The organism is Telluria sp. ZT3P26, assembly GCF_059686035.1.
In genome coordinates this window covers 372,385-391,579 of the sequence record NZ_JCASII010000003.1, presented here as the reverse complement: position 1 = coordinate 391,579, position 19,195 = coordinate 372,385, and the positions used below count along the sequence as shown (strand labels likewise).

The window sequence follows — 19,195 nt, the reverse complement described above, 5'->3', positions numbered from 1 at the left end:
GCGCTCAGACGTCGAGCGGGTGGCCGTGCTGGGCCAGCCGCTCGAGCACGAGGTCGCGTTCGATGTAGTTGCTGCTCTTGGTCAGCAAGGCCCGCTTGAGGAACGGGAAGCCGGCATCGAGCAGTTCCATCGGTTTGACGAGGGTCGGGTTGTGGACGCGGGTGGCGTCGCTGTACCACAGCGCGCCGACCGTCATCGAACGGGCCGCCACGCGCGCCATGCGCGTTTCCTGCAGCGCGATCACGTCCTGCGGCGCGCTCAGAGCGCCGAACGGAAAGAACACCGTCGCCAGGCGTGCCATGCGCGCCGGCGTCACCCCGCGCAGGCAGAATGCATACGACTGCACATGGTTGGTCATTTCGCTCGAGGCCGTGAAGCCGGTCAGGTCCCAGCGGCTGTTGTCCAGCACCGGGCGCAGTGGCACGAATGGCCCGAACACCGAATCGTTCATGACGATGACGTCGGCGCCCGGCGAGTGGCGGCTGAGATGGCGCAGCGCCAGCGTGTACGCCGAAAAATCGTAGCCTTCCATCGCTTTCCACAACAGCGCATCGCACAGGTCCGGCAGGTCGGCCGGTATGCGGCGCGCGTCCGCGCAACTGCACACGACGAGAATCGGCAGGCCTTCTTCGCGCAGGCGGGCCAGCGTGAAGCGGTGCGCCGGATGCAGGACGCCATCCGGCGCGAACAGAAAATACACGATCCACGCCGGCTGCGCGCTGGCCGGTTCCACGACGCTGGCGGCCGGGCGCCGGTGCACGGCGCGCACGAAGCGCTCGGCCATCTGGCGTCGTTCCCAGCGCATGACAGGGGAGGGCGTGAAGTCCCAGTCGCTGGTGATGCCATCGAGGATGAGTGCGTTCTGCGCGTGGGATGCCGTGGAATAGGTGCTATGCATAGTTGTAAATATGCTACCTGAGCACGGCCTGACAGGCGCACACGATTCAACCGCACTGGCCGCAACGCGGCGGATAGATCATCGAAAATATCGACGATAGGAGTGCAGATAACTCGTTTTTCATCGGCAGGTGCGGCAGGCATAATGACACCATCGCATCGAGAACAAGGCAACAGTCGACAGATGCCGGTGACGGCAGACAGATTCGAGCAGCTCGATCATCCCATCACGAAAGGAGCACACGATGTTGAACGTCCGTAAAAGCAATGAACGCGGTGCCGCCAGTTTTGGCTGGCTGAATTCGCAGCACTCGTTTTCGTTCGGTCATTACCACGACCCGAAACACATGGGGTTCGGCCCGCTGCGCGTCATCAACGATGACCACGTGGAGGCTGGCCGGGGCTTCGATTCACATGGTCACCGCAATATGGAGATCATTTCGTACGTGCTCGAAGGGGCCCTGGCGCACAAGGACAGCATGGGCAACGGTTCGGTGCTGCGCTATGGCGACGTGCAGGTCATGAGCGCCGGTACCGGCGTCGTGCACAGCGAATTCAACGGTTCCAAGACCGAAGGCGTGCACTTCCTGCAGATCTGGATCGAGCCGAACGAGATCGGCGCCGCGCCGCGCTACGAAGAAAAGCATTTCGACACCGCCTCGAAGACCGGCAAGCTGCGCGTCGTGGCGTCGAACGATGGCCGCGACGGTTCGGTCTCGATCCGCCAGGATGCGTCGATCCATGCCGGTATCTTCAACGGCGCCGATGGGGCCACACATGCCCTGGCCGATGGCCGCCAGGCGTATGTCCACGTGATTCATGGCCAGATCACGGTCAACGGCGTGGCGCTGAGCGGTGGCGACGCGCTGAAGATCACCGGCGAACCGGCGGTGACGCTGGGCCAGGCCGACGCGGCCGAAGTGCTGGTGTTCGACCTGCCGCAGTAAGGCTGTCCGGTTCACATGACCGGACACGGATCAACGGCCATGCGCGCGAACGGTGAACTCGTGCGCATCCGGTCGATCCACCATGTCAACGCTGCGCCGTCCTCGGTGCTGCGCCAGGCCAGGTAGAAGGTTTCATCGGGCTTGGGTTCGACCACCTGCTTTTCGATGAGCAGGCCACGCGCGATGGCCGGCCGGGCCCAGGCCTCGGGCAAAAAGCCAAAGCCCAGGCCCTGCACCTGGAACTCATACTTGGTGCGCATGTCGGGCACGGCCAGCGTGTCTTGCCCGAACAGGATGCCCACGGTGCGCGCGCCCAGCACGCGCGCCGAGTCCGATACCGTGATCGCCCGGTACGGCAGCAGATCGGCCTTGTCGAGCGGATGCGCGATGGCGGCCAGCGGATGGTGCGACGCGACGGCAAACACGAAGCTGCTCGTGCCGATCGGTTCGGCCGTGTAGCCGCCGCCCGACGGGCCGTCGCCGGCAGCGCCCACGAGCAGGTCGACGCGGCGGTCGAGCAGGGCGTCCCAGGTCCCGCCCAGCGACTCGCGCGCGATGCGCAGGCGCGTGTGGTCGGCCACCTCATAGAACGCTTCGATATCGCGCTGCAGGCCGCTGGCGGCCAGCACCGAATCCATGCCGATGGCGAAGTCGGTTTCCCAGCCCGAGGCCACGCGCCGCACGCGCGACTCGAGGTCGCCCGCGGCGCGCAGCAGGTAGCGGCCTTCCTTCAGCAGCGCCTGCCCGGCGGGCGTGAGCGTGACCTTCGGCCCGAAGCGGTCGAACAGGCGCACGCCCAGGTCGTCCTCCAGCTTGGCGACGGTGTACGAGATGGTGGACGGCACGCGAAACAGTTCCTTGGCCGCGCCGGCAAACGAGCCGCGACGGGCAATGGTGTCGATGATCTGGAGGGCGTCGAGGCTAAGTTTGAGCAAGTGGGCATCCTGGGTTCGGTATCTGGCCATGGTAGCGGCAAGTTCAGGCATCACCAACCCCCCCGGAGGCGAAACATCGCATCGCCGTGTTGACCTGCGTGCGCAGCAGAACAGATGTGTTTTTTAAAAGTCGTTATCGTGGAGGCTGCCAAATCATATGGAGTGCGTCCCGTGTTCGAGTTCATCACCGAGTTCATGCAGAAAAGCGGCTATCTGGGCGTCTTTGCCCTGATGGCGCTGGAAAACATCTTTCCCCCGATCCCTTCAGAATTAATCATGCCATTTGCCGGTTTCGTTGCCGCACGCGGTGACCTGAACGTGATTGGCGTGCTGGTGGCCGGCACGGCCGGGTCGGTGGCCGGCGCGCTGCCCTGGTATTACGCGGGCCGGGTATATGGCAAGGAGCGGCTGGAAGCCTTCGCCGACAAGCACGCGCGCTGGATGACGGTGACGCACGGCGATATCGAACATGCGATGGCCGCGTTCGAAAAGCATGGCAAGAAAGTGGTGCTGCTGGGACGGTTGATTCCGGCGATCCGCACGCTGATCTCCGTACCGGCTGGCCTGGCCAAAATGTCGATGGGGCAGTTCCTGCTGTTCTCGACGATCGGTTCGCTGATCTGGACCGGCATCCTGACCGGTGCCGGTTACGCGCTGGAGAGCCAGTACGAACGCGTCGCGCAGTACGTCGACCCGGTGTCCAAGGCGGTCCTGATCGGCCTGCTCGGCTGGTACCTGTATCGCGTCGCGACCTTCAAGTCGCGCAGCAAGACCTGATCCGCTGCGTCAACGGCGTTCCTGGTCGGGCAGCGTGACGCCGCCGTGGTCGATGGCGCCATGCAGCCGCACCGACCACCCCACACCGGCGATCAGCAGCGCAATCGCCGCCAGTTCGAGTGGCCGGGGCGCAGTGCCCCGGTAGATGCAGCCGTACAGCAATGCGAACAGCGTTTCGAACAGGATCAGCTGGCCGCCCAGCGTGACCGGCACGCGGCGGCTTGCCACATTCCAGAAATGGTTGCCGATGACGGAGGCGCCCAGCGCGAGCAGCGCGTTGCAAGCCCAGAACACGGTCCAGTTGCGGGCGCCGGCGTCCGGCGCGCCTGCATCGAGAAATGCGAACGGCACCAGCAGCAGTGACAGCACGCCCGTGGCCAGGCCATACAACGCCGACCACTCGGCGCTGCTGAAGTGCGGGTTGGTCTTCAGGTAGCGCGCATTGTCGAGCGCGTACCAGCTCCAGCACAGCAATGCACCCGCAGCGCACAGCACCCCACCGGCGATGCCGATGGCGGAGGCGTCGACCGGGGCGTGCGCGAAGGTGTCGATGTTGATGCAGCCAATGCCGGCCGCCACCAGCAGCAACGGGGCCAGCATGCGCCGCAGGGGCACGGCGCCGTGGTCGTGGCGGCCGAGCAGCGTGACCACCAGCGGCACCATGCCGACGATCAGCGAGGTGGGCGCGATCCCGGCATATTGCACGCCATACGCCAGCAACACGTAATACACGATGTTACCGGCGAGTGCGTGGCGTATCAGTGCGTACAGGTCGGCGCGGCTCAGGCGGCCAAGCAGCACGCGCAGGCGCGGGCCCACGAGCACGAGCGCAAGGGCGCCATACGCCAGATAGCGGCCGGCAGTGAGCTGCAAGGGCGTGAACGCCGCCAGATAGGCCGGCGCGAGGAACACGATGCCCCACAGGGCCCCGGCCAGCAGGCCGCACAACACACCGATACCCATTTGCCGTTCTTTCCCGTGATCGCGTCAGCCGGGCATTCTAGCAGCGGCTCAGGCTGCCAACGCGATGCGCGACGCCGGCCGCGCCAGGCGCGCAGCCGTTGCCGGGGCTGGATCGAGGCGGAAGGTGGCCACCACGGATTCGAGCTGACCAGCCTGTTCGCGCATCGCGTCGGCGGCGGCTGCCGCCTGTTCGACCAGCGCGGCGTTCTGCTGCGTGACGCGGTCCATCTCGACGATGGCGGTGTTGACCTGCTCGATGCCGGCCGTCTGCTCTTCGCTCGCGGCGGTGATCTCGTTCATGATCAGCGTGACCTCGTCGATGCTGCGTACGATCTGCTGCATGGTCGTGCCGGCCAGATCGACCTGGCGCGTGCCTTCGCGAACCTGGGCCACGGAATGATCGATCAGGCCCTTGATTTCCTTGGCCGCTGCGGCCGAACGATGGGCCAGCGTGCGTACTTCACCGGCCACGACGGCAAAGCCGCGACCCTGCTCGCCGGCGCGGGCGGCTTCGACCGCCGCATTGAGCGCAAGGATATTCGTCTGGAACGCGATGCCGTCGATGACGCCGATGATGTCGACGATGCGCTGCGAGGACGCGTCGATGCGACCCATCGTCCCGACCACGTCGGCCACCATGCGGCCGCCTTCGCCCGCCACGCCGGCCGCGGTGGCGGCCAGGCTGTTGGCGCGATGCGCATGCTCGGTATTCTGGCGCACGGTCGAGGTCAACTCTTCCATCGAGGCCGCTGTTTCTTCGAGGGAGCCCGCTTGCTGCTCGGTCCGGGCCGACAAGTCCTGGTTGCCGCTGGCGATGTCGGCCGAGACGTGCGCGATGGTCGCGGTGCCGTCGCGCACCTGGCCGACGATGCCCGCCAGGTTCGTGTTCATGCGGCCCAGCGCATCGAGTAACTGGCCGACTTCGTCGCGCCGACCGGCTTCGATGCGGCTGGTCAGGTCGCCGGCAGCGACGCGTTCGGCCACCGCGACTGCGCTGCGCAGCGGCTGCGTGATCGAGCGGGTGATGAACCAGGCGCAGGCGACACCCAGCAGCAGCGCCGCACCGGCCAGCGTGAACAGGACGATCCGGGTATTCGCGTACGTGTCGAGAATGGTGGTGGCAATGACGCTGGTGGCTGCGCTCTGCATGTCGGCAAACTTGCCGACGACTGCCAGGTACGAGCGCGTCTGCGGCACCATGCGATTGCGGTAGATGTCGTCAATCCGGGCAGGGTCGCCGGCGCGCTTGGCGTCGAACAGCGCGTCGCGCGCTGCCATATAGGCGACCCGCTCCTGCTGGACCGTCTTAAACTGTTCGCGCACGCCGGGGTTGGCAAGGGCGGCGTCGATTTCCTTCTGCAGCACGTTCGAGCGCGCGGTGATCGCGGCACGCCGGGCGGCAACGACGTCCAGGATCGTGGCGTCGGGTGCGTGATACACGGTCTCGTTGATGGCCGAGTTGACCTCGATGTTGCGGCGCCATTCAGCGATGTTGCGCTGGTTCTTCATGCTGGTGTTGACGAGGCGGTGGGTCTTGCTGCCTGCCTGATCCATGCGTGTGAGCGCGGTCACGCTCATGGCGGCAAGCAGCACGAGCACGATGGCAAAGCCCAGGCCGAGGCGGGCACCGATGGTGAGATTCTTCATGGGGATGGTCCTGACGGTCGGATAGTGCGGCGCCGGATAACGGCGCTGCAGATGGCACAATGCGGGAGACGCTCTGGCACTGGCACGGGCGGTGCCAGGCATGCGGTTCGTCGGCAGTATAGCGCCGGTAAAGACAGAAATGTTGCATTGCGGCAAAACCGCAACTCGGTAGTGGTACCGATTGCCAAGGGTTGCAGGTGATGCATGCCGTGCACTCCCAGTCCTACACGGGACGGGCGCACGCGCCTATTGCGGCACACGGTGGCAGGACTAAGATGGTTGCACTTAATCTCATCAGGAGCGCAACATGCCAATCGATAACGACAACAAGGATCAGGACATCAAGGGCCGCAACTGGGACCAGCTCACCACCGGCACGACCAGTGTAGCGACGATGGGCGCCGGCTCCACCGGCGACGTTGCCGGCAGCGGCAGCAAGGAATCCGCAACTGAGCCGGACAGCGAGAACGCAGGGACCGACGCGCTGGCAGCGAACGGGCAGGCAGGTCGCACCGACGACCTGCTGGCTGGCGGCTCCAGCGAAGAGCAGGGCGATGAAGGCTTCCAGGGGAAGACCGACGCCGATGGCAAGCAAGGCAGCCAGTCCGCAGCCGGCACTGGCAGCGGTAACAAGTAATTCCCACGGAGGGCAATGTGCAGTCTGGCGCATTGCCCTTGCAACACTTGCCTTCCCGATAACCTTCCTGGGCCATCGTGCATGGCAGGCCACCAACTGATGTCGTCAGGCGGCCGGCCGGCTGTCCTCAGTTCCCCATGTCGCTCAGAATAGATAGGAACGTCGTTGCAGCGCTGATCCATTGATTGTCTGCTAGGCTGACCGGTAACCCGGATGCTGTGAGCTCGAGTCAGTCCCGGTACTGACATGACAGCTTGTCATCATTATTAGTGATAATGTGTCAGAATGTTGCAATGACTCAAGAGCTATCCAACTCCCGCTCCTATCGCGGACAGACGCCAGAGCAACGTCGCGCTGATCGACGCAGTCGGCTGATTGCCGGCGCGATCAGCGTATATGGCGAGCGCGGCTATCACAATGCGACCGTCAAGGCGGTTTGCGACGCTGCTGGTCTCACCGAGCGGTACTTCTACGAATCGTTCGCGAACAGCGAAACGCTCTTGATCGATTGCTACAATTTCGTGACAGATTCGGTGCTGAAACAAATCCTGCAAGCGGGCGGAACGACGCGCGGCGGCAAGGTTGCGCGCGCGCGAGCCATGCTCTACGCTTATTTCTCTCTGCTGCAGAGCGAGCCCCGCTCGGCGCGCGTCTTCCTTGTGGAAATACGTGGAGTCAGCGTTGCCGTCGACCGTACGTTCGACGATTCGCTGCGCGAGATCGGCAAGGCCGTGGCAGGTCTGCTGGCGCCGGAAGCACTGGACGACGAGTTATTGCAGGCTGGGGTGGTCGGTGGCGTGATTCATATAGCAATGCGCTGGATCGCGTGCGGCTATGCGCCGCCGATCGACCAGGCGGTGGCCACCGCGCTGCGCCTTGGTACCGTTCTGGTCGACCGGCGCCGTGCGGCGCCGTCTGCGCTGGACTGAACCAGCGCAGACGACCGCACTACCATCCGTGTGTTGGATGGCGTGCGGATCAGATATGCAGTGCGTGGCCCAGCGCGCGCAGCGCTGCTTCCTGCACCGCTTCACCGAGGGTAGGATGGGCGTGGATCGTGCGCGCCACGTCTTCCAGCTGCGCGCCCAGTTCGATCGACTGCGTAAAGCCCGCCGCCAGCTCCGCCACGCCGACGCCCACCGCTTGCCAGCCCAGGATCAGGTGGTTGTCCTTGCGCGCGACGACGCGGACAAACCCGTCCGTGCTCTCGATCGTCATGGCCCGCCCGTTGGCGCTGAACGGGAAGCTGGCGCTGATGGCGTCGATGCCGGCCGCTGCCGCTTCGCCAGGGGACATGCCGGCCACGACGATTTCGGGATCGGTGTAGCACACCGCCGGAATGGCCGCCGGATGGAACCAGCGCCGTTTGCCGGCAATGATCTCGGCGACCATCTCGCCCTGCGCCATCGCGCGGTGCGCCAGCATCGGTTCACCGGTCAGGTCACCGATGGCCCAGACATTGCGCATCGACGTGCGGCATTGTTCGTCGACCTTCACGGCGCGCCCGTTCATGTCGAGCATCAGGTGTTCGAGGCCCCAGCCGGTGGTTGCCGGCTTGCGGCCCACGGCCACCAGCACCCGGTCGGCTTCGAGATACGCTTCCACGCCGGACGCGTCGCGCACCTTGACCCGTTCGCCCTCCATGCCCAGCACTGACGTCGCCAGACGGACCTCGACACCCAGGCGTTCGAGCGAACTGGCAACCGGCTTGACCAGGTCGGCATCGTAGGCTGGCAGGATGCGCTCGGCCGCTTCGACGACCGTGACCTGGCTACCCAGCTTGCGAAACGCCGTGCCCAGTTCCAGACCGATATAGCCGGCGCCGACGACCACCATGCGGCGTGGCACGGCGTTCAGTGACAGTGCCTCGGTCGATGAAATGACCGGCCCGCCGAATGGCATGAACGGCAGTTCGACGGCGTGCGAGCCGCTCGCCAGCAGCAGGTGTTCGCAGCGGATGCGCACCGGCTCTTGCCCGCTGCCTTCGTGCGGCTGCACTTCGACCGTCTTGCCGTCCAGGACACGCGCCCAGCCGCGCACGACGCGCACGCCCTGTTTTTTCAGCAGCGCGCCGACGCCGCCGGTCAGGCGCTTGACGATGCCGTCCTTCCAGGCCACCGTTTTCTCGAGGTCGATGCTGGGCGAATCCACCCTGATGCCGAGCGGCGAGGTTTGCGCCGCGTAGTGGACGGTCTTGGCGTATTCGTCGGCCGCATGGATCAGCGCCTTCGACGGAATGCAGCCGATGTTCAGGCAGGTGCCGCCCGGCTGCGCGCCCTCGACGAGGACGGTGGGGATGCCCAGCTGGCCGGCGCGGATGCCCGCCACGTAGCCGGCCGGGCCGCCACCGATGATCAGGAGTGTCGTATTGATCGTCTCCATCGCTTACTCCACGAACAGGGTTGCAGGAAACTCGAGGTAACCCCGGATCGACTGCACGAACTGGGCGGCCACCATGCCATCGATGACGCGGTGGTCGAACGATGACGACAGGTTCATCATCTTGCGCGCGACCATCGCGCCGTCACGGATGACGGGGCGGTCGACGATGCGGTTGACGCCGACGATCGCGACCTCGGGCCGGTTGATGACGGGCGTCGTGACGATGCCGCCCAGCGCGCCCAGGCTCGTGATCGTGATCGTCGAGCCGGTCAGTTCGTCGCGCGTGGCCTTGCCGCTGCGGGCGGCTTCGGCCAGGCGTGCAATTTCGGCCGCGCTCGACCATGGATCGCGCGATTCGGCATGCCGCACGACCGGCACCATCAGGCCCGATTCGGTCTGCGCCGCGATGCCGATATGGGCTGCGTCGTAGGTCGTCAGGGTGTTGGCTTCGTCGTCGTAGCGCGCGCTCATCATCGGGTAGCTGCGCAGCGCCAGCACCACGGCGCGCATCAAGAGCGGCAGCAGCGTCAGCTTGCCGCGCTCCTGGCCATAGCGTGCATTGAGTTGCAGGCGCAGCGCTTCGAGTTCGGTCACGTCGACTTCTTCGACGTAGGTGAAGTGCGGGATGTTGCGCTTGGCTTCCTGCATCTTCTCGGCGATCTTGCGCCGCAGGCCAATGATCTGCGTCGCATGTTCGCCGTGTTGCTCGGCGTAGCGCTCGTCCATCGCGCCACCCGCCGCGCCGCCGCGGCGCCCGGCCACGTGCGCATCCAGATCGGCGTGCGTGATGCGGCCCGCAGGCCCGCTGCCGGGCACGAACTGCAGCTCGACGCCCAGGTCCCAGGCGCGCTGCCGCACGGCCGGCGGGGCCAGCGGTTTTTCGCCGTCGGCGCGCAGTAGCGCGCCGGACGTGGCCCGCGCTGGTGCTGGCCTGGCTGCCGGAGCAGGTGCCGGTTTGGCCGGCGCAGGGGCCGGTGCTGATGTTTCTGCGGCATGCGCCGCCACGGCCTCGAGCTGTGGTTCAGCGACTTCTTCGGCCGGCGCCGTGGCCGCGCCCGATTGCACTGGCTCCTTGCGCGCCTTGTCGGCGCTGACGTTACCGGCGCCAGCGACCTCGAGGCGGATCAGTTCCGCGCCCACGGCCAGCGACTGGCCGATTGCGCCGCCCAGGCTCGTGATTGTCCCGGCGACGGGCGACGGAATTTCCACCGTCGCCTTGTCGGTCATGACGTCGGCCAGCACCTGGTCTTCGCGCACCGTGTCGCCCGGTTGCACGTGCCAGGCGACGACTTCCACTTCGGCGATGCCTTCGCCCAGGTCCGGCATCTTGATGACATGAATCCCCATGATCAACCCTCCATCACGCGTTTCAGGGCCGCGCCGACGCGGTCGGGCCCTGGAAAGTAAGCCCATTCCTGCGCATGCGGATACGGGGTGTCCCAGCCGGCCACGCGCCCGATCGGCGCTTCCAGCTGGTAGAAACAGTGTTCCTGAATGAGCGCAGCCAGTTCGGCGCCAAAGCCGCTTGTCTGCGTGGCCTCGTGCACGATCACGCAGCGGCCCGTCTTTTGGACCGACTTGACGAGCGTGTCCAGGTCGAGCGGCCAGATGCTGCGCAGGTCGATCACCTCGGCATCGACGCCCGATTCACGGGCGGCCGCTTCAGCGACCCAGACCATGGTGCCGTAGGCGATGACGGTGACGTCGTTGCCGGGACGGACGATGGCCGCCTTGTCCAGCTCCACCGTGTAGTAGCCGGTCGGGACGTCGCCTTTCGGGTGACCCGACCATGGCACGACAGGCCGGTCGTGGTGGCCGTCGAACGGGCCGTTGTACAGGCGCTTCGGTTCCAGGAAGATCACCGGATCGTCGTTCTCGATCGACGCGATCAGCAGGCCCTTGGCGTCGTACGGGTTCGATGGCATCACGGTGCGCAGGCCGCACACGTGGGTGAAGAACGCTTCCGGGCTCTGGCTGTGGGTCTGGCCACCGTAGATGCCGCCGCCGCAAGGCATGCGGATCACCATCGAGGCCGTGAATTCGCCGGCCGAGCGGTAGCGCAGGCGCGCCGCCTCGGACACGATCTGGTCGGTCGCCGGGTAGAAATAATCGGCAAACTGGATCTCGACCACGGGGCGCAGCCCGTACGCGGCCATGCCGACCGCGGTGCCGACGATGCCGCCTTCGGAAATCGGCGCGTCGAATGCGCGCGATTTGCCGTACTTCGCCTGCAACCCGTCAGTCACACGGAACACGCCGCCGAAGTAGCCGACGTCCTGGCCGTAGACGACGACGTTGTCGTCGCGTTCCATCATCACGTCCATGGCCGAGCGCAGCGCCTGGATCATGGTCATCGGCACGGTGGCCGCATCTTTTGGTAAATCGTCGCGTGCCATGCTCATACCCCCAGCTGTTGACGCTGACGGCGCAGATGCTCCGGCATGTCTTTATAAACGTCCTCGAACATCGTCGCGGCGCTCGGTGCGCGCTCGTCGCCCAGGATGCCGAAACTCTCGGCTTCTTTTTGCGCGGCCAGGATCTCGGCTTCGAGCGCCGTGTGCGTCGCGTCGTGCTCTTCGTCCGACCACCAGCCCAGATTGGTCAGGTACTGGCGCAGGCGGGCAATCGGATCGCCCAGCGGGAAGCGGGCGTAATCGTCGGCCGGGCGGTAGCGCGCCGGATCGTCCGACGTCGAGTGCGGGCCGGCGCGGTAGGTCACCCATTCGATCAGCGTCGGGCCCAGATTGCTGCGCGCGCGTTCGGCGGCCCAGCGCGAGGCGGCCAGCACGGCCAGGAAATCGTTGCCATCGACGCGCAGCGACGCGATGCCGCTGCCCACGCCGCGCGTGGCGAAGGTCACGCTCTCGCCACCGGCAATCGCCTGGAAGCTCGAGATCGCCCACTGGTTGTTGACCACGTTGAGGATCACCGGCGCGCGGTACACGTGGGCAAAGGTGAGGGCGGTGGAGAAGTCGGATTCGGCGGTGGCGCCGTCGCCGATCCAGGCCGACGCGATCTTGGTGTCGCCCTTGATGGCCGAGGCCATGGCCCAGCCGACCGCCTGCGGGTACTGGGTGGCAAGGTTGCCCGAGATCGTGAAGAAGCCGGCGCTGCGCACCGAGTACATCACCGGCAACTGGCGCCCCTTGAGGGGATCACGCTCGTTCGACAGCAGCTGGCAGATCATGTCGACCAGCGGCACTTCGCGCGCCATCAACAGGCTTTGCTGGCGGTAGGTCGGGAAATTCATGTCGCCGTCCTGCAGCGCGAGCGCGTGCGCGGTACCGATCGCTTCTTCGCCGAGGCTGATCATGTAGAACGACATTTTTTTCTGGCGCTGGGCGATAACCATGCGCGCGTCAAAAATACGGGTCTTCATCATCGTGCGCAGGCCAAAGCGCAGCAGGTCGCGGTCGGGCGCTTCGGCCCACGGGCCGACGGCGTTGCCATGCTCGTCGAGAACGCGGATGAGTTGCTGGGCCATGTCGCTCGTCTCGAGCGGGGCGACGTCGATGGGCGGGCGCCGGACAGCGCCGGCAGGGGTCAACTGGAGGTACGTAAAATCGGTCTTGCAGCCCGGACGGCCGGTAGGCTCCGGTACGTGCAGCGACAGAGGATTGCTCTGGCTCATATGTGCTTCCCTTGTGAGGTGTTGTGCAGCATGAAGATCATAACGTGCTGATTGACGTTTACGTCAACTGCGGCAAGTTATTTTCATATTGCTATGCACCATACGGGAGCGGCGCTCGCAGACGAAACGGCGGGCTCGTGGAGCGGCATGCTGTGTTTGCGCTCAGGCAGTGAGGGCTACGCGATGCAGCAATTTAATTTTCGGACGCTAGACGCGCGGGTGAGAGAATCGAGCTTTCCCCATGACCGGAGGCATCATGCCGACCTGCGACGACATCCTTCTGCTGGGACGCTACAACGTGACGATGAACCGCCAGCTGTACGACGCGGCCGCGACCTTGCCGCATGAGGCAGTCACTGCCGACCGTGGCGCCTTCTTTGGATCATTGCTGGGAACGTTGAACCATCTGGTCGCAGGCGACAGCATCTGGCTGTCACGCTTTGCTGGCCATGCGAGCGACTTTCGCGCGCTCGAGACGCTACGTGGCGCGGCGATCCCCAGTGACTTGCGTCAGTCGTACGGGGACAGCCTGGCGCTGCTGCGCGTGCAGCGCGAGCGGATCGACGGGATCATCATGGCACTGGCGGCCGAGGTAACGGAAGCCGATCTGGCCCACGTGCTGGTTTACCGCAACACGCGTGGCGCCTCGTTCTGCAAGCCGTTCGGCAGCTTGCTGCTGCACTTGTTCAACCACCAGACCCATCACCGTGGCCAGGCCAGCACCTTGCTGACGCAGGCCGGCGCCGACATCGGCGTGACCGACCTGCTGGTGCTTATCGGGGACCAGCCGCCAGCGTGACGCTGGCGCGCCGCTCGCGCAGCCAGAACCCCAGGCCCGGCAGAGCCAACCTGCTGAAGCGGGACGGTGGTGCTTCAATGCGATGCAGCAAATTCATCGAGCAAAGCAGGCCGCTGAAAGGCAGATGAACGTGCCTCGGGCCGCTTAGAACAGATAAGTGACGCCGAAATTGAGCGAGGCTGGTCGATATTTCGGCTTGCCGATCAGCATATTGCCGGCATTGGATGCCTTGAAAGTGCCGGTGTCGACGTTGCTCCAACGCGCATCGTCGCTCAGGCGCCAGCGGGGTGACACGCTATACTCGACGCCCACGATCGCTTGTACCGCCACGCCGCCCTCGCGTGAATACTCCTGCTCCGACCCGTTTCGGTCAACGTCGATATCCAGCCCGATCACGTAGCCAAGACCCGCGCCGATGAACGGACGTAACGCGCCGCGGGCGGGGAAGCGGTAGTACGCGTTCAAGAGAACCAGTTCCGAAAAGATGTTGCCATCGACTTCGACACCACCGACGCGCCTGAGATAATTGCCGCGCTCGTCCAAAGCCAGCTCGACGGCCCACCCGTTGCCGAAGCGACGACCCACGGCGGCGCCAAAACCAAGACCGCCACCAAATTTGGCCGTGCCTCCCACACCGGGACCGGTAGGACGGAACTCGGAAAAGCTTGTCGATGGCGCTGCGGGGACGCCCCCGTAAGCGCTGGCGTAGAAGGCTGCTTCGTCCTGGGCGACTGCCGCCAACGGCGCCAGCAACAGGACTGCGGTGACAAAACTGACGTAGCGCAACTTGAAAGGCTGGTTCATGGCAGTCCTCCGGGGATGGAACTACGGAACAGAACAGCCAATCACTTTACAGCTTTTTCGCGTGCTGTAAATACCAGTTTCGCCACACACCGGGTCATCGGGAGGGCGTCCTGTGCGCACGCAAGCGGGCATACCGCGCACTCGCGCGCACAGCGAAGTTAGGGTTTATCCCGTCAGCGCGGCGCGCCGCTCGCGCAGCCAGAACCCCAGGCCCAGCAGCGCCAGCCAGATCGGGATCAGGATCACCGAAATGCGCAGTCCCGGCGTGATCGCCATGATCACGAGCAGGATGGCGACGAACGCCAGGCACACGTAATTCGATAGCGGGAACCACGGACTGCGGAACAGTGTCGCCTGGCCCGCCTGGTCCTTGCTGCGCCGGAAGCGCAGGTGGCTCCACGAAATCATCGCCCAGTTGATCACGAGCGCGGCGACAGCCAGGCTCATCACCATGCCGAGCGCTTCGTCCGGCAGGAAGTAATTGATCAGGATCGCCGAGCCGGTGGCGATGGCCGACACGGCCAGCGCATTGAGCGGCACGCCCCGTGCATTGGTGCGCATCAGCGCGCGCGGTGCATTGCCCTGCGCGGCCAGGCCGAACAGCATGCGGCTGTTGGCATACACGCAGCCGTTGTAGACCGACAGCGCGGCGGTCAGCACGACCAGGTTCAGGACGTTGGCGACCCAGCCGTTGTCGAGCGCGGCGAAGATCAGCACGAACGGGCTGCCGCCGGTGACGACTTTCTGCCACGGGAACAGCATCAGCAGCACGGCCAGCGCGCCGATGTAGAAGATCAGGATGCGGTACAGCGCGTTATTGGTGGCGCGCGGGATCGTGCGCGACGGGTCGTCCGCTTCGGCGGCCGTGATGCCGATCAGTTCCAACCCGCCGAACGAAAACATGATCACCGCCATGGCCATGGCCAGGCCAGCGACGCCATTCGGGAAGAAGCCGCCATGGCGCCACAGGTTGGACACGCCCGCCTCGGGGCCGGCGCCGCCACCGATCAACAGGTACAGGCCGAACACGATCATGCCGACCACGGCCGCCACCTTGATGACGGCAAACCAGAATTCCAGCTCGCCGAAGGCCTTCACGTTCAACAGGCTGAGCAGGTTAACCAGCACGAAGAAACCGAGCGCCGACACCCACGTTGGCAGTTCCGGAAACCAGTACTGCATATAGATCCCCAGCGCCGTCAGTTCGGCGAGGCTGACAAGGATGTACATGACCCAGTAATTCCAGCCCGAGACAAAGCCGGCCCAGCGCCCGCAATACTTGTCGGCGAAGTGGCTGAACGAGCCGGCCACCGGTTCGTCGACGATCATCTCGCCCAGCTGGCGCATGATCAGGAAGGCGACCGCGCCGGCAATCGCATACCCGAGCAGCACCGAGGGGCCGGCCATCTGGATGGTCGAGGCGATGCCGAGGAACAGGCCGGTGCCGATGGCGCCGCCCAGGGCGATCAGCTGGATGTGGCGGTTCTTGAGACCGCGCTTGAGTTGGTGGTGCCCGTCGTCCATCGTCGGTGTCTTGATCTTGCTATAAAGACAGGGATTCTACTGCATTGGCGGGACGCGGCAAACTCGCGCCACGGTTTTGCTTGTCACGCTATGCTGGCGGTGATGGCAATTCGCCCACACTCACTGGAGACAAGCATGCGCAAGATGATCATGATGGCCCTGGCGGGCCTGCTGTGGAAACAGTTTCAGACCAAGGTCATGAAGCGTCCGGTTGCCCAAAAGAAGACCTGGCGTTACTAAGCACCAAAGCAAGAACCGTCACGCATTGGGTGACGGTTCGACAGGCGCGGCTTCGGCCGCGCCTTTTTTTTGCCTGCTGAAATCACACGCCGTGCGCCAGCCCCAGGTTGCGGTTGGCCGGTACCGCGACATCCATCAGGCCGGGACGCGGCAGGTCGAGCGCCGCCATCAGCGCGATGAAATCGGGGCGTGCGCGTCCGGCGAGGCGGGCATTGTGCACGCGCTCCCAGCCAATGGTCGAGACCGACTGGCCCTTGTAGTCGTGGCCAGGCCAGACGCGCGTGGCCCCGTCGAGCGTGAACAGCTTGCCGGTGACGCTGTCGTACAGGTCGCCCGCGCTGCCGCCCTGGAAGTCGGTGCGGCCGCAGCCGCCGATCAGCAGCGTGTCGCCGCTGAACAGGTTGCCGCGCCACAGGTAGCACATGCTGCCGGCCGTGTGGCCCGGCGTGTGGATCACGGCAATCTCTTCACCCTCAGCGAAGCCGATCCGGTCGCCGTCCAGCAGCTGGATTTCCGCTGGCGCGATGCCACAGCCGCCCGGCGCGCACGCCTTCGCGCCCGTGTGGGCACGCAGGCGTCCGGCGGACGTAACGTGATCGGCGTGCGCGTGCGTTTCGAACACGTGCGTCAGGCGCAGACCCAGGCGTTCGAGGTGCGCAAGGTCGCGTTCGAAATGGCGGTCGACCGGGTCGATGATCGCCGCGTCGATGGCGCCGGGCGCGGCCAGGATATAGGTGAAGGTGGACGACTCGGCGTCGAACAGCTGGATCGGGTTCAGTTGCATGATGGGTTCCTCGGTAGCGCCCATGTTGTACCACAAACGTGGATCAGGGCCGGATGGCGGCCAGCTTGTCGGCCAGTGTCGCGGGTGAGAGTTCACCCACATGGCGCGTGCGCAGGCGGCCTGCCGCATCGTAGAACAGCGTCGTCGGCATGCCGGCTGCGCCAAGACGCGCCGCGACCTGGCTGCCCGGGTCCAGCACGATCATGGTCAACTGCGCTGGCACCGGCAGGCGCTCGCGCGCGATGTACGCGGCCACGGTGGCGGCCGACTCGCCCTGGTTGACCAGCACGAACGCGATCTCCGGGTGGGCTGCCTGCGCCGCCATCAGGGCCGGCATTTCGCGCCGGCACGGCGGACACCAGGTGGCCCACAGGTTCAGCACGACGGGGCGATTGGCAAAGCTGCGCAGCGCGACCTCGCGGCCATCGAGCTGGCGCACCATCACGTCCGGCAGCGGGGTGTGGGCGGGCGTCAGTGCCTGGTTCAGCAGGGTGCCGCCAAACCAGACGGAGCAGCCGGCCAGCATGCAGGCCAGCACGGGCCGCCGCAGCGCTGCCTGGCGGCGCGTCAGCTCGGCCCCGACCACGCAGGCCGCAATCAGGCCGGCCACCGATGCGAAGCCACCGTCCCGGATATCGAACACGCTCCAGGGTGCGGCCAGGTAGATCGCATGGTGCTTCAGCACGAACGCGAGGCGGGCCGACAAAAAACCGGCCACGATCATGCGCCACAGTGCGCCGCCCGGATCGATGCCGCGCCGGCGTCGGAACCATTCTGCGACGAGCGTGGCGGCCAGCACCGCCGCCAGTGACAGGGCGACGGCGATCGGGATGTACAACGGCCCCAGCCGGATGGCGTCCATCAGCTCTGGCGCGCCCGGCTCATTCTTCGGCCGGCAGCGGCTCTGGCAGCGCGAGCTGTTCGATCAGCAGCTTGTCGATCCGGTTGCCGTCCATGTCGACCACTTCGATGCGATAGCCGTTCCAGTCGAACGACTCGGACGCTTTCGGGATATACCCGAACTGGTACAGCACGAAGCCGGCCAGCGTGTGGTACGCGCCCAGTTCTTCGTCCGGGAAGCGCTCGGTGGTGTTGAAGACGTCACGGAAGCGGTCCAGATCCACGCCGCCATCGAGCAGCCAGCTGCCATCCTGGCGCTGCACGGCGTCCGGATCGGATTCTTCGCCGTTGACGGTGACGTCGCCCACCAGCGCGCTCATGACGTCCGACAGCGTGACCATACCCTGGATGTCGCCGTATTCGTCGACGATCAGCGCCAGCTCGGCCCGGTTTTTCTTGAACAGTTCGAGCAGCACCATCGCGCCGACGGTCTCGGGCACGAACAGGACGTCCTGCACGGCATGCTCGATATTGACCGCCTCGAGCGAGCCGTGGCGCACCGACTGGGCCAGCAGGTCACGCACCTTCACGAAACCGAGGATCTGGGCCCGGTCGCCACGGTAGACCGGGAAGCGGCTGTAGGTGTGGCAGGCGATCAGTTCGAGCGTGTCGCGGCGTTCGGCGTCCAGGTCGATCATGATCAGGTCGACGCGCGGCGTCATCAGCGCTTTCAGGTGCCGGTCGTCCAGGCGCAGCGCGCGCGAGACGATGTCGTACTCGGTCTTTTCGAACAGGCCGGCATCGGTGCCTTCCTTGAACATGCCGGCGATGTCTTCTTCGGTCGGCGCTTCCTCTTTGGCGTCATGGATGCCAAACAGGCGCACGATCGCTTCGGTCGTCAGCGACAGCACCTTGACGAACGGCGACATGATCAGCGACAGCGCCGACAGCGGCGGGGCGATCAGGGTCGCCATCGTCTCGGGATGGCGCATCGCGATGCGTTTCGGGACCAGTTCGCCCAGCACGATCGAGACGAAGGTAATCGCCAGCACCACGATGAACAGTGCGATTTCGTAGGCGTACGGCGCCAGGAAGCCCACCATTTCGATCTGCGGCTGCAGGCGCGTGACGAGCGAGGCTTCACCGAAGGCACCGGTGAAGATGCCGATCAGCGTGATGCCGACCTGGACGGTTGACAGGAAGTGACTCGGGTTGTCGGCCAGTGCGATGGCACTGCGGGCACCGCGACTGCCTTCTTGTGCGCGCCGTTCGAGGCGCATGCGTTTTGCGGAAACGAGAGCGAGTTCGCTCATCGCGAACACCCCGTTCAGGAGGATCAGAACGAGGATGATCAATATATCTGACATGACAAGCAGAAGGCCTATGGC

18 protein-coding genes are annotated in these 19,195 nt (G+C 65.3%); 5 read left to right on the top strand and 13 right to left on the bottom strand.

Annotated elements, in window-relative coordinates; translation table 11 throughout:
* Window positions 1-4 precede the first annotated feature (4 nt).
* Window positions 5-898 (bottom strand): rhamnan synthesis F family protein, encoded by an 894-nt coding sequence (locus AC56LN_RS12480; protein ID WP_499572079.1) that lies wholly within the window; start codon window positions 896-898, stop codon window positions 5-7.
* A 244-nt stretch (window positions 899-1,142) separates the two neighbouring features.
* Here AC56LN_RS12480 and AC56LN_RS12475 point away from each other — a divergent pair, with 244 nt between their 5' ends.
* Window positions 1,143-1,844 (top strand): pirin family protein, encoded by a 702-nt coding sequence (locus AC56LN_RS12475; RefSeq protein ID WP_499572077.1) that lies wholly within the window; start codon window positions 1,143-1,145, stop codon window positions 1,842-1,844.
* Between the two features lie 11 nt (window positions 1,845-1,855).
* On the opposite strand, the gene AC56LN_RS12470 is transcribed toward AC56LN_RS12475, so the two are convergent.
* Window positions 1,856-2,779, bottom strand: a complete 924-nt coding sequence (locus tag AC56LN_RS12470; protein ID WP_499572076.1) for a LysR substrate-binding domain-containing protein — start codon at window positions 2,777-2,779, stop codon at window positions 1,856-1,858.
* Between the two features lie 171 nt (window positions 2,780-2,950).
* Between AC56LN_RS12470 and AC56LN_RS12465 the strand changes: the two genes are divergently transcribed.
* Window positions 2,951-3,556, top strand: a complete 606-nt coding sequence (locus AC56LN_RS12465; protein WP_499572074.1) for a DedA family protein — start codon at window positions 2,951-2,953, stop codon at window positions 3,554-3,556.
* Between the two features lie 9 nt (window positions 3,557-3,565).
* Here AC56LN_RS12465 and AC56LN_RS12460 read toward each other — a convergent pair whose 3' ends face one another.
* Window positions 3,566-4,519, bottom strand: coding sequence for a DMT family transporter (locus tag AC56LN_RS12460; protein ID WP_499572072.1), 954 nt, complete (start codon window positions 4,517-4,519; stop codon window positions 3,566-3,568).
* Between the two features lie 48 nt (window positions 4,520-4,567).
* On the bottom strand, window positions 4,568-6,166 hold the full coding sequence (locus tag AC56LN_RS12455) for a methyl-accepting chemotaxis protein (protein WP_499572070.1): 1,599 nt from the start codon (window positions 6,164-6,166) through the stop codon (window positions 4,568-4,570).
* 307 nt (window positions 6,167-6,473) lie between these two features.
* Between AC56LN_RS12455 and AC56LN_RS12450 the strand changes: the two genes are divergently transcribed.
* Both AC56LN_RS12450 and AC56LN_RS12445 read left to right on the top strand, forming a co-directional pair.
* Entirely contained in the window at window positions 6,474-6,803 is a 330-nt protein-coding gene (locus AC56LN_RS12450) for a hypothetical protein (RefSeq protein ID WP_499572068.1), read from the top strand.
* Window positions 6,804-7,096: 293 nt separating this feature from the next.
* Window positions 7,097-7,732, top strand: a complete 636-nt coding sequence (locus AC56LN_RS12445; protein WP_499572066.1) for a TetR/AcrR family transcriptional regulator — start codon at window positions 7,097-7,099, stop codon at window positions 7,730-7,732.
* A gap of 49 nt (window positions 7,733-7,781) precedes the next feature.
* Here AC56LN_RS12445 and lpdA read toward each other — a convergent pair whose 3' ends face one another.
* The 4 genes from lpdA to AC56LN_RS12425 are packed head-to-tail and all read right to left on the bottom strand — an operon-like array spanning window position 7,782 to window position 12,816.
* A complete protein-coding gene (gene lpdA / locus AC56LN_RS12440) occupies window positions 7,782-9,185 on the bottom strand; it encodes a dihydrolipoyl dehydrogenase (protein ID WP_499572064.1) in 1,404 nt (467 codons plus the stop codon).
* Window positions 9,186-9,188: 3 nt separating this feature from the next.
* Window positions 9,189-10,532, bottom strand: coding sequence for a dihydrolipoamide acetyltransferase family protein (locus tag AC56LN_RS12435; RefSeq protein WP_499572063.1), 1,344 nt, complete (start codon window positions 10,530-10,532; stop codon window positions 9,189-9,191).
* A 2-nt stretch (window positions 10,533-10,534) separates the two neighbouring features.
* On the bottom strand, window positions 10,535-11,581 hold the full coding sequence (locus AC56LN_RS12430; protein WP_229424618.1) for an alpha-ketoacid dehydrogenase subunit beta: 1,047 nt from the start codon (window positions 11,579-11,581) through the stop codon (window positions 10,535-10,537).
* Window positions 11,582-11,583: 2 nt separating this feature from the next.
* Window positions 11,584-12,816: a 3-methyl-2-oxobutanoate dehydrogenase (2-methylpropanoyl-transferring) subunit alpha gene (locus tag AC56LN_RS12425; RefSeq protein WP_332532000.1), complete on the bottom strand. Its 1,233-nt coding sequence runs from the start codon at window positions 12,814-12,816 to the stop codon at window positions 11,584-11,586.
* Between the two features lie 241 nt (window positions 12,817-13,057).
* Between AC56LN_RS12425 and AC56LN_RS12420 the strand changes: the two genes are divergently transcribed.
* Window positions 13,058-13,615 carry a DinB family protein gene (locus AC56LN_RS12420; RefSeq protein ID WP_499572062.1) on the top strand — a complete coding sequence of 186 codons (558 nt, stop codon included), beginning with the start codon at window positions 13,058-13,060 and terminating at the stop codon, window positions 13,613-13,615.
* Between the two features lie 144 nt (window positions 13,616-13,759).
* Here AC56LN_RS12420 and AC56LN_RS12415 read toward each other — a convergent pair whose 3' ends face one another.
* The 5 genes from AC56LN_RS12415 to AC56LN_RS12395 all read right to left on the bottom strand — a co-directional run bounded on the left by AC56LN_RS12415 (window position 13,760) and on the right by AC56LN_RS12395 (window position 19,174).
* Window positions 13,760-14,419 (bottom strand): OmpW family outer membrane protein, encoded by a 660-nt coding sequence (locus tag AC56LN_RS12415; protein ID WP_499572060.1) that lies wholly within the window; start codon window positions 14,417-14,419, stop codon window positions 13,760-13,762.
* 165 nt (window positions 14,420-14,584) lie between these two features.
* Window positions 14,585-15,943, bottom strand: a complete 1,359-nt coding sequence (locus AC56LN_RS12410; RefSeq protein WP_499572058.1) for an amino acid permease — start codon at window positions 15,941-15,943, stop codon at window positions 14,585-14,587.
* A 322-nt stretch (window positions 15,944-16,265) separates the two neighbouring features.
* Window positions 16,266-16,967 carry an MBL fold metallo-hydrolase gene (locus tag AC56LN_RS12405; protein WP_499572057.1) on the bottom strand — a complete coding sequence of 234 codons (702 nt, stop codon included), beginning with the start codon at window positions 16,965-16,967 and terminating at the stop codon, window positions 16,266-16,268.
* A gap of 43 nt (window positions 16,968-17,010) precedes the next feature.
* The gene (locus AC56LN_RS12400) at window positions 17,011-17,829 is read right to left on the bottom strand and encodes a TlpA family protein disulfide reductase (RefSeq protein ID WP_499572055.1); all 819 of its coding nucleotides are present in this window, start codon (window positions 17,827-17,829) and stop codon (window positions 17,011-17,013) included.
* Window positions 17,830-17,848: 19 nt separating this feature from the next.
* Complete coding sequence (locus AC56LN_RS12395) at window positions 17,849-19,174, bottom strand: hemolysin family protein (protein WP_499572053.1); 1,326 nt, start codon at window positions 19,172-19,174, stop codon at window positions 17,849-17,851.
* Between the last annotated feature and the right edge of the window lie 21 nt (window positions 19,175-19,195).

Bases quoted from the DNA above. Each gene is read 5' to 3' on its own strand.
- AC56LN_RS12480 (WP_499572079.1), bottom strand. From the start codon at position 898: ATGCATAGCACCTATTCCACGGCATCCCACGCGCAGAACGCACTCATC.
- AC56LN_RS12475 (WP_499572077.1), top strand. From the start codon at position 1,143: ATGTTGAACGTCCGTAAAAGCAATGAACGCGGTGCCGCCAGTTTTGGC.
- AC56LN_RS12460 (WP_499572072.1), bottom strand. From the start codon at position 4,519: ATGGGTATCGGTGTGTTGTGCGGCCTGCTGGCCGGGGCCCTGTGGGGC.
- AC56LN_RS12455 (WP_499572070.1), bottom strand. From the start codon at position 6,166: ATGAAGAATCTCACCATCGGTGCCCGCCTCGGCCTGGGCTTTGCCATC.
- AC56LN_RS12450 (WP_499572068.1), top strand. From the start codon at position 6,474: ATGCCAATCGATAACGACAACAAGGATCAGGACATCAAGGGCCGCAAC.
- AC56LN_RS12445 (WP_499572066.1), top strand. From the start codon at position 7,097: ATGACTCAAGAGCTATCCAACTCCCGCTCCTATCGCGGACAGACGCCA.
- lpdA (WP_499572064.1), bottom strand. From the start codon at position 9,185: ATGGAGACGATCAATACGACACTCCTGATCATCGGTGGCGGCCCGGCC.
- AC56LN_RS12435 (WP_499572063.1), bottom strand. From the start codon at position 10,532: ATGGGGATTCATGTCATCAAGATGCCGGACCTGGGCGAAGGCATCGCC.
- AC56LN_RS12430 (WP_229424618.1), bottom strand. From the start codon at position 11,581: ATGGCACGCGACGATTTACCAAAAGATGCGGCCACCGTGCCGATGACC.
- AC56LN_RS12425 (WP_332532000.1), bottom strand. From the start codon at position 12,816: ATGAGCCAGAGCAATCCTCTGTCGCTGCACGTACCGGAGCCTACCGGC.
- AC56LN_RS12420 (WP_499572062.1), top strand. From the start codon at position 13,058: ATGACCGGAGGCATCATGCCGACCTGCGACGACATCCTTCTGCTGGGA.
- AC56LN_RS12415 (WP_499572060.1), bottom strand. From the start codon at position 14,419: ATGAACCAGCCTTTCAAGTTGCGCTACGTCAGTTTTGTCACCGCAGTC.
- AC56LN_RS12410 (WP_499572058.1), bottom strand. From the start codon at position 15,943: ATGGACGACGGGCACCACCAACTCAAGCGCGGTCTCAAGAACCGCCAC.
- AC56LN_RS12405 (WP_499572057.1), bottom strand. From the start codon at position 16,967: ATGCAACTGAACCCGATCCAGCTGTTCGACGCCGAGTCGTCCACCTTC.
- AC56LN_RS12400 (WP_499572055.1), bottom strand. From the start codon at position 17,829: ATGGACGCCATCCGGCTGGGGCCGTTGTACATCCCGATCGCCGTCGCC.
- AC56LN_RS12395 (WP_499572053.1), bottom strand. From the start codon at position 19,174: ATGTCAGATATATTGATCATCCTCGTTCTGATCCTCCTGAACGGGGTG.